The organism is Flavobacterium sp. RSP15, assembly GCF_003968755.1.
GTDB lineage: Bacteria > Bacteroidota > Bacteroidia > Flavobacteriales > Flavobacteriaceae > Flavobacterium.
In genome coordinates this window covers 416644-428341 of record NZ_RYDL01000001.1, presented here as the reverse complement: position 1 = coordinate 428341, position 11698 = coordinate 416644, and the positions used below count along the sequence as shown (strand labels likewise).

Below are 11698 nucleotides of genomic sequence, written 5' to 3'. Positions count from 1 at the left end.
GTTTTTATAAATTTGGAATTAATGCCCAAAGTTTAAATCCGGACTTAAAAATAAACAATGAATAGAATACCGGTTGGTTTTGTTCAAAAAATAATTGGTATTAAATGGTTTAATTTCATAGAAAAAATCGATTACAGTTACACTATGATCGATTTTCCTTCAAAAGCTTTTGCTTTATTGTTATCGAAATAAAAATCAATTCTTCCCAGATTAATTCCGTAGCAACCTACCTGATTTACTAAAACTTCTTTGCCTACAAGATTTTTTATAACCGTTGGTTTGTCCAGAAAAGTATGGGTATGCCCACCAATAATCAAATCTATATCTTGAGTCAGCTCGGCCAATTTTAAATCAGATATTTTGGCAGGTTCGTCTCTGTATTTATACCCTAAATGAGACAAACAAATTATGATATCACATTGCTGCTCTTTCTTTAAAATCCGAACCATATCTTGAGCCGTTTCAATCGGATCATTGTACACCGTTTCCTTATACATTGCCTTGTCTACTAAGCCAGCAAGCTCTATCCCGAGTCCAAAAACACCTACTTTTATTCCGTTTTTGTTGAATATTTTATAGGGTTTTACAAAACCATCCATCACCGTGTTTTTAAAATCATAATTGGCAGATAGGAACTCAAATTTAGCGTGTGGCATTTGCGCATGCAAACCTTCTACACCATTGTCAAAATCATGATTCCCTATTGCAGAAGCGTCGTACTCCATCATGCTCATCAATTTGAATTCTAATTCACCTCCGTAATAATTAAAATAAGGGGTTCCCTGAAAAATATCGCCTGCATCCAGCAATAATACATTTGGATTTTCTTTCCGAATCGTTTCAATCAAAGCGGCTCTTCGGGCCACACCGCCCATATTAGCATTTCTGGGATGATCTGCTGGGAAAGGATCAATATAACTGTGCACATCATTGGTGTGTAAAATTGTTAGTTGTTTGGTTTTAGACCACTCAAAACTGCTCAAGGATACACCTAAACCTAATAAAGCTGATCCAGCAGCTGTTTTCTCAATAAATTCTCTTCTTTTCATTTTATATTTTTTTGGAGCTATTTCCCGCTTTTCGTTGCAATCTTTTTTATCGTTAAAAAACGATAAAAAAGGATTTTCACTTTAATCGGGGCTATGCTTTATGTTTTCAAAATTACTTTGGATTGTTTATTACCCTTTTTTATTCAACCGTAATCCGAACATCATTTATCACAGGAATAGTATCCACTTCTTTAAAATAATCAATCAGTATATTTCGTAGTTTGTACTCTAAATCAAATTTTTGAACTCCTTTTTTAAAGAAATTCATATTGTCACCACCATTTGATAAATAATCATTGGTTCCTACATAATAAATAGTTTCTTGCTGAACAGGGTTTCCTTGAACCAATATATTTTTTGGAAGATTGTTTTTGTCAATAGTAAAGGTTAATCCAGCTAATGGATGCGGTTTTTTTTCAGCAATAAAGTAGGAAACGATTTCAAGGATTTGTTCTCCTTTTAGCGCAATAACGACCAGACTGTTTTCAAAAGGCATAATTTCAAAAGCCGTTCGGGCGGTGACATTCCCTTTTGGAAGTATAGAGCGAATCCCTCCGCTATTCAGCAAACAAATGTCGATATTCTTTTTTTCTCTAGCTTGAAACACAACATTACCTCGTTTTAATGTGACATCGGCCATCAGATTACCAATTGTAGTTTGCCATTTTCCAGAACTCTTGTCTAATGTTTCCGGACAATACGCAAGGACACTATCTAAATCTTTATTGATGTGTTCCCGATACGGTTTGATGAAATTTTCAATTTGCAGGGCTTGTTTTCCTATGGGGTCTGTAGTAGAGACTTGATTTTCTTTTTCAGTGACAGGAATTCGTTTTCCTTCAATTTTAGTAACATAGTAATTTTGTTTGCTGCACGAAGCAACAAATAAAAATGTTAAGAATATAACAAAAAGTTTAGAAACGTCGTTATACTTTTTTAGATTTACCATTTTAAATGCAACTTAATTAATTAATTTTGTAATCAAGTAAAAGTACTATGTTTTTAAATTATATAAAGAATTTTTTTGTAAAAAAAACATTAAAAAACAGCTTTCAAAATTTAAAAAGTAATGGATCTGTGGCTGGTGTGCAAACAATTGGTTTAGTCGTTGATACTACTGGTTTTGCTGAGACTGAATTGCTGGTAAAGGAAATTTTATCCTATGGAATTTTGCCTGAAAACATCAAAATTATTGTTTATAACGATAAATTAAAACAAATTAGCGAAAAAAAATATCCTATATTTAGTGCTCGAGATCTCAATTGGAAAGGACAAATTGCATCCACGGAGGTTAATGCTTTTAGCAATGAAAAATTCGATTTATTAATAAGCTATTACGATATAGAAAAAGCAATTTTATTGCAAGTTACCCATAATTCAAAAGCACAATTCAAGGTTGGTTTTTCATCCATAGACCAAAGATTAAATCATTTCATGATTAAAACAGAGGTTAATAGTTACCGCATTTTTTCAAGTGAGTTATTCAAATATTTAAAATTATTAAACAAAATATAAAATAATATGCAATTATTAATAGGAACAGGTGTTGCTCTTGTAACTCCTTTTAAACAAGATTTTTCAATAGATACCGAAGCTTTAAAAAGAATTGTACATTTTTCTATCGATGGAGGAATTGAATATTTGGTAGTATTGGGTACCACTGCAGAAAACGCAACTTTGTCTCCAGAGGAAAAAGAATTGGTCATCCGTACTGTAATCGAAGCTAATAATGGCACTTTGCCCTTAGTGCTTGGAGTAGGAGGTAATAATACCTTAAAAGTTGTTGAAGAGTTAAAAACAAGAGATTTAACTGCGTTTACGGCAATACTTTCCGTTTCTCCGTACTATAACAAACCTACTCAGGAAGGGATTTACCAGCATTTCAAGGCTGTTGCTGAAGCCTCTCCCATTCCAGTGATTTTATATAATGTTCCGGGAAGAACGGCAAGTAATATGTTGCCTTCGACTGTTTTGCGTTTGGCAAATGATTTCGAAAATATCGTAGCCATAAAGGAAGCAGCAGGAGATCTTGTTCAGGCAATGCAATTATTGAAAAACAAACCAAAAGATTTTCTTGTAATTTCTGGTGATGATATGATAGCTTTACCAATGGTTTTAGCAGGTGGAGCAGGTGTGATATCAGTTATTGGTCAAGGTTTCCCTAAAGAATTTTCTGAAATGATTCGATTGGGCTTAAACAGAAAGACAGATGAAGCGTTCAAAACACAGTATCTTTTATCAGATTGTATTGACATGATTTTTGAGCAGGGAAATCCAGCAGGAATCAAACAAGTCTTTCTGTCACTAGGGATTTCTGAAAATACAGTGCGTTTGCCACTGGTAAAAGTAGATGATTCACTAGCAAATAGAATTGATCAGTTTGTAAAAAAAATGAATAAATAAGGATGAAAAAGTAGCATTTTTTTAAACAAAAAATATATTTTGAAGTCGCTAAATTAATAACTAAATTTGCCACCGAAACTTCGGTATGATTTGGTAGGTTGTTTCAGCCAAAGGAATCATGAAAAAAGTAAAAAAATGAAATCAAAGATTCACGAAATCTAAAAAACAATATTAAATGTTGAGTAAAAAAATAATATCTCTATTGCTTCTTGTAGTTTTTTTTAGTTCTTGTAACGAATACCAAAGAGCACTAAAAACCGAAGATGTAGCTGTCAAGTTTGAAATGGCGACTAAATTATACGATACAGGAAAATTTTCTAAAGCGATTCGTATTTTTGAGCAGATTGGCCCAGCATACAGAGGAAAGCCTCAAGCAGAAAAATTGTTTTATATGTTTGCGCAATCCTATTACAAGACAAAGCAATATTATTTAGCAGGATATCAATTTGAAAGCTTTGTTTCAGGATATCCTAAAAGTGAAAAAATACAAGAAGCAGCTTATTTAGGGGCAAAAAGTTACTCTATGCTTTCTCCTTCTTATAGTCTAGATCAAACGGACACGAACAAAGCATTGGATAAATTACAACTGTTTATTGATAGTTATCCAAACTCAGAATATATGGCTGACGCCAATAGTTCCGTTAAAGTGCTTAGCGAGAAAATACAAAAAAAAGTATTTGAAAATGCTAAAGGATACCATACGATTTCTGATTTCAAATCAGCGATAATTGCTTTAGATAATTTTGTTGCAGATTATCCAGGAACACCACTAAAAGAGGATGCATTGTTTTTTAAATTAGATTCAGCTTACCAACTGGCAATAAATAGTGTTCCTGCAAAAATGGAAGAACGTTTGAATGTTGCAAAAACAGCGCAAGCAAATTTGATAAAATTTAATGCTGAAACGAAATATATAAAAGTAGCGAACCAAATGTTAGCTCAAATAGAAAAAGATTTACAAAAATTTACTAAATAAATAAAGTCATGGATTTAAAAAAGACGAATGCTCCAGTAAATACAATAACATATAATAAAACTGTTATTGAAGAACCTACTGGTAATGTGTATGAAGCAATAACCATTATGGCTAAAAGAGCAAACCAAATCAATTCAGAAATTAAAAAAGAATTGACAGAGAAATTAGAAGAGTTTGCAACATATAATGATAGTCTTGAAGAAGTTTTTGAAAACAAAGAACAAATTGAGGTTTCAAAATTTTACGAAAAACTGCCTAAACCACACGCTTTAGCAGTTCAAGAATGGTTAGATGGTAAGATTTACCACAGAGACTCTAATAAATAATAAATGCTATGTCAGTTTTAAACGGTAAGAAAATTTTACTAGGAATTTCTGGTGGAATTGCAGCCTATAAAACCGCTTCATTAGTACGACTTTTCATAAAAGCAGGTGCACATGTCCAAGTGATAATGACACCTGCTTCTAAGGATTTTGTAACCCCTCTTACATTATCTACGTTATCCAAAAATCCGGTTTATTCTAGTTTTTATAACCAAGACAATGAAGATGAAAAATGGAACAATCATGTTGAATTGGCACTTTGGGCTGATTTGATGATTATTGCGCCAGCTACAGCAAATACATTGTCTAAAATGACAAATGGTATTTGTGATAATCTATTGATTGCAGCCTATTTATCCGCAAAATGTCCCGTGTATTTTGCTCCTGCAATGGATTTAGATATGTACAAACATCCTTCAACTATTGCTAATTTTTCCTCTTTGACACAATTTGGTAATACAATAATTCCTGCCGAAACAGGCGAATTGGCAAGTGGATTGTCTGGAGAAGGCAGAATGGCGGAACCAGAGAATATAGTGGCTTTTATTGAGGCGGATTTAAACAATAAATTACCTCTTAAAGGAAAAAAAATATTAATTACTGCTGGTCCTACTTATGAAGCAATCGATCCCGTGCGTTTTATAGGAAATCATTCTTCAGGTAAAATGGGTTTTGATATAGCAATTAGCGCTGCTAATCTAGGTGCTTCAGTATTTTTAGTAAGTGGACCAACGCTTTTTACAGTTTCAAATCCCTTGATTGAAGTTATTAATGTAGTCTCTGCCGAAGAGATGTATCTAGCCTGCCACCAGAGGTACGGTGATGTAGATGTCGCCATTGCAGCAGCAGCAGTTGCGGATTATAAGCCCAAGAATGTAGCTAAACAAAAAATTAAAAAGGCAGCTGATAATTTTGTAATTGAACTCGAGAAAACCAAGGATATTTTAGCTTCTTTGGGAACGCTGAAGAAAAATCAGTTTCTGATTGGTTTTGCTTTAGAAACAGAAAATGAAATCGAAAATGCAAAGCTGAAAATTCAGAAAAAAAACTTAGATTTGATCGTTTTGAATTCCCTTCAAGATCAGGGTGCCGGTTTTGGAAAACCAACGAATAAAGTTACTTTTATAGACCAGTTTTTTAATCTTGAACCAATGGAATTAAAATCGAAAGAGGCTGTTGCGGATGATATACTAAATAAAGTGATAGCGCATTTTGAAAAACTAAGGTAGTACATGACACTCTATGAGGTAATAACGGTTGTGATTTATGGTGACAGATAAAAAAACAGAAATCTACAGATGAATAAAATATTTACTTTTTTGCTGCTTTTTATTTTTGGAGGTGTCCAAGCACAACAATTGAATTGTACTGTAACGGTTGATGCACAGCGATTGAGTGTTACCAATCAACAAGTTTTTAAAACCTTGCAAACCTCGATCAGTGAGTTTGTAAACAAAACAGATTGGACCGGTCAAACAGTGAAGCAAAATGAAAAAATTAATTGCTCAATTTATATTACTGTTTCTGCTAATAATTCCGATCAATTTATAGCCACCATCCAGGTACAATCATCCCGTCCGGTTTTTAATTCATCGTACACTTCACCAGTTTTAAATTATAACGACAAAGATTTTAGTTTTCGGTATACTGAGTTTGAAAATTTAATTTTTAACCTTACCAGTTTTGATTCTAATTTAGTTTCGGTTCTTTCTTTTTACAGTTATGTCATTTTAGGAATGGATGCGGATACTTTTGTGATGGAATCCGGAAATCCTTATTTTGAAACTGCTCAGAATATTTTGAATGTAGCACAACAAGGAGGATCAAAAGGATGGAGTCAGGCCGATGGAAATCAAAACCGTTATTTTTTGATAAATGATATTTTATCCCCGGCATTCAAACAAGTTCGACAAACGATGTTTGAGTACCATTCCGGATTAGATTTGATGAATCAGGATTTAAAAGAGGCTAAAGAAAAAATAAAAAGATCTTTAATTGATTTAGCTAAGTTAAATGCTTCAAGACCTAATGCGTTTTTAACCCGTGTCTTTTTTGATGCTAAATCAGATGAAATTGTAGCTGTATTTTCAGGTGGTCCTAGTATCACAATTTCAGATTTAGTTGATAATCTAAATAAAATTTCTCCTTTGAATTCTAGCAAATGGGCACTGATACACTATTAATTAGCGGCCAGATTTTAATTTAATCCCCGGTTCCAATAAAAAAACAAATAAATGATAACGTCACTTTCGATAAAAAACTATGCTTTAATAGAAAAATTGACAATCGATTTTTCAAAAGGTTTCTCAACAATCACTGGAGAAACTGGTGCAGGAAAATCAATAATTTTAGGTGCATTGGGGCTGGTTTTAGGAAAAAGAGCCGATTTGACTTCTCTAAAAAACAAAGAAGAAAAGTGTATTATTGAGGCTCATTTTGAAATTTCTAAGTATAATTTACTTCCTTTTTTTGAAACAAATGATTTAGACTATGAAAATGACACTATAATTAGACGCGAAATCCTGCCTTCAGGAAAATCAAGAGCGTTTGTTAATGACAGCCCTGTAAATCTTCAGGAATTGCAGGAATTGAGCTTATTCTTGATTGATATTCATTCGCAACAACAAACTCAAGAACTTTCGGATGAAAATGTACAGTTTGAAATTATAGATGCTATTGCCACAAATAAAAATATAATTCTGGAGTATCAGTCGCTTTTAAAAAAATATAAATCGGATAGATCCAAATTAAATTCGTTACTGAAAAGACAAAGCGAATCTAAGAAAGAGCAGGAATACAATACTTTTTTATTGGAAGAATTGGTAGCAGCGCAATTAAAATCAGGTGAACAAGAATCTCTTGAGGCTGATTTTGAAAAATTAAATAATGTTGAAATTATCAAGGAATCTATTGATAAATCTTTGGCTATAGCCAATGAAGAACAAATGGGTGTGATGCATAATTTGAATGAAATTAAGGTTTCATTACAAAAAATTGCTGTTTTTTCAGCGGATTACCAATCTTTGTTAGAAAGAATTACAAGCGTAACGATTGAATTTGAAGATGTTTTGGAAGAAATGAATCGTTGTTCTGAAAAATTGATCAATGATCCGGAACAATTGGATTTAATTAGTCAAAAGCTTCAGGTGATTTTTACCTTGCAAAAGAAACATCAGGTGTCATCTGTGGATGAACTACTTCAAATTCAGATGAATCTAGAAAATTCAGTATTAGAATTAGGAAATATGGAAGAAGAGATTGCTGCACTGACGCTTTCTCTAAAGCAAAAAACCGTTGAATTAGATGTTTTTTCAACTACAATTCATACGAATAGATTGAATTCGATTCCAGTTTTATCCCAAAAGTTGATTGCGATTTTAGAAACTTTAGGAATGCCTAATGTGCGCTTTAAAATGGATGTAAAATCAACTGAAACCTATTTTCAAAACGGAAAAGATGAGCTTCAGTTTTTATTTTCGGCCAATAAAGGGACGGATTTTGGTTTGTTAAAAAAAGTAGCTTCTGGTGGAGAAATGTCAAGGATTATGCTTGCTGTTAAGGCGATATTGGCACACTATTCAAAATTACCAACATTGATTTTTGATGAAATTGACACTGGTGTTTCCGGAGAAATAGCCATAAGAATGGGGGAAATTATGAAGGAAATGAGTCAGCAAATGCAAATTTTTGCTATCACGCATTTACCCCAAATTGCGGCAAAAGGGAATGCTCATTTCAAAGTATTTAAATCGACTGTTGGCGAGGATACGCAATCTGAATTGAAATTATTAACTAGAGAAGAAAGAGTGGTTGAAATCGCGCAAATGTTATCTGGAACAATCGTTTCCGACTCAGCCTTAAATCATGCCAAAGCCTTGTTGAACTAAAGAAATGCCTTATATTTGTCAACTTAAAAAGATAAATAAATAAAGATAAACTTAGTTATGTGCTTAATCTATTACCGATTAAACGTTTAACCAAATAAACAATAGAATTATGATTATAGAACCTAGAATGAGAGGATTTATTTGTACGACATCACACCCAAAAGGATGCGAGCAAAATGTAAAAAATCAAATAGAATACATACAATCAAAAGGCGCAATTGACGGTGCTAAAAATGTATTAGTAATTGGTGCTTCAACCGGTTTTGGTTTGGCTTCCAGAATTACAAGTGCTTTTGGTTCTAATGCAGCAACTATTGGTGTATTTTTTGAAAAAGCTCCTTCTGAAGGAAAAACAGCTTCACCAGGTTGGTACAATTCTGCAGCTTTTGAAAATGAAGCGCATAAAGCAGGTTTGTATGCAAAAAGTATCAATGGAGATGCTTTTTCGAATCAAGTAAAGCAACAAACATTAGATCTTATAAAAGCTGATTTAGGTCAAGTGGACTTAATAATCTACAGTTTAGCTTCTCCCGTTCGTATGCATCCTGTAACAGGAATATTACATCGTTCTGTTTTGAAACCAATTGGTGGTACTTTTACCAATAAAACAGTTGATTTTCATTCTGGTAAAGTTTCTGAAATTTCAATTGAGCCTTGCACTGGTGATGATATAGAAAACACAGTCGCCGTTATGGGCGGGGAAGATTGGGAGATGTGGATTGATGCTCTAAAAGCTCAAAATCTATTAGCTCAAGGCGCTACAACTGTTGCTTATTCCTATATTGGGCCATCATTGACTGAGGCAGTGTATAGAAAAGGTACAATTGGTCGTGCCAAAGATCATCTTGAATCGACTGCATTTGCAATCACGGACAGTTTAGCAGCTATTGATGGAAAAGCATTTGTTTCTGTAAATAAGGCATTGGTTACACAAGCAAGTTCTGCAATTCCGGTTATTCCATTGTATATTTCTTTATTATATCAAATAATGAAGGAAGAAGGTATACACGAAGGATGTATTGAGCAAATTCAGCGTTTGTATCAAGAACGATTGTTTACCGGCAATGAAGTTCCTGTTGACGAAAAAGGAAGAATTAGGATTGATGATTTAGAGATGCGTCCTGATGTTCAGGAAAAAGTAGCTAAATTGTGGATGGAGGCTGTAACTGAAAATTTATCCGAAATAGGAGATTTAGTAGGATACAGAAAAGATTTTTATAATTTATTTGGTTTTGACGTGGATGGTGTAGATTACAAAGCGGATACAAACGAAGTGATAAACATTAAAAGTATTTCTTAATTATTGTACCTTAAAATAGTATTTATAAAACCATCAATTAATAGTTGATGGTTTTTTTATGGATAACTATTATATTTGTTAAAATTTTAAAGACCTAAAAACAGACTACTAATACCTCATTTTGATTTATGTTATTTTCCTTAATAATCCCAGTTTACAATCGCCCGGACGAAGTAGATGAACTTTTAGAAAGTTTGTCTCATACAACCTATAAAGAGATATTTGAAATTGTAATCGTAGAAGACGGTTCTGCTTTAGTGTGTCAGGATGTTGCTCAAAAATATGGAGACAGACTTGATATTTCCTATTATTACAAAGAGAATTCAGGACCTGGCGATTCCAGAAATTATGGAATGAAAAAAGCCAGAGGGGATTACTTTATTATTTTTGATTCGGATTGTATTATACCTGAGCAGTACTTGTCTGAAGTTGATACGGCTTTAAAGCAAAATTATGTAGACTGTTTTGGAGGACCGGACAAGGCTTTAGATAGTTTTTCAGACATCCAAAAAGCAATTAATTTTGCAATGACTTCTTTTTTAACCACAGGAGGAATTAGAGGAGGTTCTGAAAAAATCGATAAATTTCAGCCCCGAAGTTTTAACATGGGGCTGTCTCGCAAAGCTTTTGAAGCATCCAAAGGTTTTGGAAATATTCATCCAGGAGAAGATCCTGATTTGTCAATTCGTTTGTGGAACTTAGGTTTTGAAACCACACTTTTCCCACAAGCATTTGTATATCACAAACGAAGAATCGACTGGGATAAGTTTTCAACTCAGGTAAATAAATTTGGAAAAGCACGACCAATTCTTAACAGTTGGTATCCAAAATACAATAAGCTTACTTTTTTCTTTCCTTCGGTTTTCATCATTGGATTTTTCTTTTCAATTGTATTGTTGTTAATTTTTAATTTTGATTATCTGCTTCAGTTGTATTTTATTTACTTTTTGGTATTGTTCTTGGTCTCTTCTTACCAGAATAAGAGCCTTAAAATAGGTTATTTATCATTAATAGCGGTTTGGAAACAGTTTTATGGTTACGGTTTAGGTTTCATAAAATCCTATTATAAAGTTATTATTTTAAGGCAAAAACCACAAGAGGCTTTTCCAGAATTATTTTTTAAAGTGTAAGATGACAAAAATCATTGGTTTAACCGGAGGCATAGGAAGTGGCAAAACAACCCTTGCAAAATATTTTGAATCATTTGGGATTCCCGTTTATATTGCGGATGCGGAGGCCAGAAAAATGATGGAATCTGCTGTAATTTTAAAAGCCATAAAAAACGAATTTGGGAGTTCTGTTTTTGAAATTAACCTGTTAAATAGAGAAAAATTAGCTAAAATCGTATTTGAGGAACCTGAAAAATTAGAAAAACTCAATGCTATTATTCATCCGGCAGTAAAAAAACATTTTGATCAATGGATTTTACAACAAGAGACGGCGCCGTTTATTATCTATGAAGCGGCTATTTTATTTGAAAGTGGGCGTGATAAAGAATGTGATTTTATTATAACGGTTACAGCACCGTTAGAATTGAGAATTCAAAGGGTAATCGACAGAGATAAATCAAATCGAGATCTTGTTTTGAAACGAATAAATACACAATTGACTGATAAACAGAGAATTGATAAAAGTGATTTTGTTATTCATAATGTTTCACTTGAAACAGCAAAGCAGGAGGCAAATGAAATTCTTAAAATATTAAAGATTGTATAAAAACAAGCATAGTTGTTAATGTTTGGTTAATCTATTATTTAATA

Annotated in this window: 12 protein-coding genes; 10 read left to right on the top strand and 2 right to left on the bottom strand. The window is 33.0% G+C overall.

Going from position 1 to position 11698, the window contains the following annotated elements; genetic code table 11:
- Positions 1-137: 137 nt before the first annotated feature.
- Both EKM00_RS01905 and EKM00_RS01900 read right to left on the bottom strand, forming a co-directional pair.
- Entirely contained in the window at positions 138-1049 is a 912-nt protein-coding gene (locus tag EKM00_RS01905; protein ID WP_126452450.1) for a bifunctional metallophosphatase/5'-nucleotidase, read from the bottom strand.
- 139 nt (positions 1050-1188) lie between these two features.
- On the bottom strand, positions 1189-1998 hold the full coding sequence (locus tag EKM00_RS01900) for a 5'-nucleotidase C-terminal domain-containing protein (RefSeq protein ID WP_126462935.1): 810 nt from the start codon (positions 1996-1998) through the stop codon (positions 1189-1191).
- A 47-nt stretch (positions 1999-2045) separates the two neighbouring features.
- On the opposite strand from EKM00_RS01900, the gene EKM00_RS01895 reads away from it, so the two are divergent.
- The 10 genes from EKM00_RS01895 (at position 2046) to coaE (ending at position 11654) form a co-directional block, all read left to right on the top strand.
- Entirely contained in the window at positions 2046-2564 is a 519-nt protein-coding gene (locus tag EKM00_RS01895) for a DUF6913 domain-containing protein (protein ID WP_126452446.1), read from the top strand.
- A 6-nt stretch (positions 2565-2570) separates the two neighbouring features.
- A complete protein-coding gene (gene dapA / locus EKM00_RS01890; RefSeq protein ID WP_126462933.1) occupies positions 2571-3452 on the top strand; it encodes a 4-hydroxy-tetrahydrodipicolinate synthase in 882 nt (293 codons plus the stop codon).
- 175 nt (positions 3453-3627) lie between these two features.
- Positions 3628-4428, top strand: coding sequence for an outer membrane protein assembly factor BamD (locus tag EKM00_RS01885; RefSeq protein WP_126462931.1), 801 nt, complete (start codon positions 3628-3630; stop codon positions 4426-4428).
- An 8-nt stretch (positions 4429-4436) separates the two neighbouring features.
- The gene (locus tag EKM00_RS01880; protein WP_026709525.1) at positions 4437-4754 is read left to right on the top strand and encodes a DNA-directed RNA polymerase subunit omega; all 318 of its coding nucleotides are present in this window, start codon (positions 4437-4439) and stop codon (positions 4752-4754) included.
- An 8-nt stretch (positions 4755-4762) separates the two neighbouring features.
- The gene (coaBC, locus tag EKM00_RS01875) at positions 4763-5980 is read left to right on the top strand and encodes a bifunctional phosphopantothenoylcysteine decarboxylase/phosphopantothenate--cysteine ligase CoaBC (RefSeq protein ID WP_126452440.1); all 1218 of its coding nucleotides are present in this window, start codon (positions 4763-4765) and stop codon (positions 5978-5980) included.
- Positions 5981-6049: 69 nt separating this feature from the next.
- Positions 6050-6934, top strand: a complete 885-nt coding sequence (locus tag EKM00_RS01870) for a DUF4835 family protein (RefSeq protein ID WP_126515039.1) — start codon at positions 6050-6052, stop codon at positions 6932-6934.
- Between the two features lie 51 nt (positions 6935-6985).
- Positions 6986-8638 carry a DNA repair protein RecN gene (recN, locus tag EKM00_RS01865; protein WP_126515038.1) on the top strand — a complete coding sequence of 551 codons (1653 nt, stop codon included), beginning with the start codon at positions 6986-6988 and terminating at the stop codon, positions 8636-8638.
- Between the two features lie 109 nt (positions 8639-8747).
- Positions 8748-9938: an enoyl-ACP reductase FabV gene (fabV, locus tag EKM00_RS01860; protein WP_126515037.1), complete on the top strand. Its 1191-nt coding sequence runs from the start codon at positions 8748-8750 to the stop codon at positions 9936-9938.
- Between the two features lie 128 nt (positions 9939-10066).
- Entirely contained in the window at positions 10067-11068 is a 1002-nt protein-coding gene (locus tag EKM00_RS01855; RefSeq protein ID WP_126452432.1) for a glycosyltransferase, read from the top strand.
- Position 11069: 1 nt separating this feature from the next.
- Positions 11070-11654 carry a dephospho-CoA kinase gene (gene coaE, locus EKM00_RS01850; RefSeq protein ID WP_126452430.1) on the top strand — a complete coding sequence of 195 codons (585 nt, stop codon included), beginning with the start codon at positions 11070-11072 and terminating at the stop codon, positions 11652-11654.
- The last annotated feature ends 44 nt before the right edge of the window (positions 11655-11698 follow it).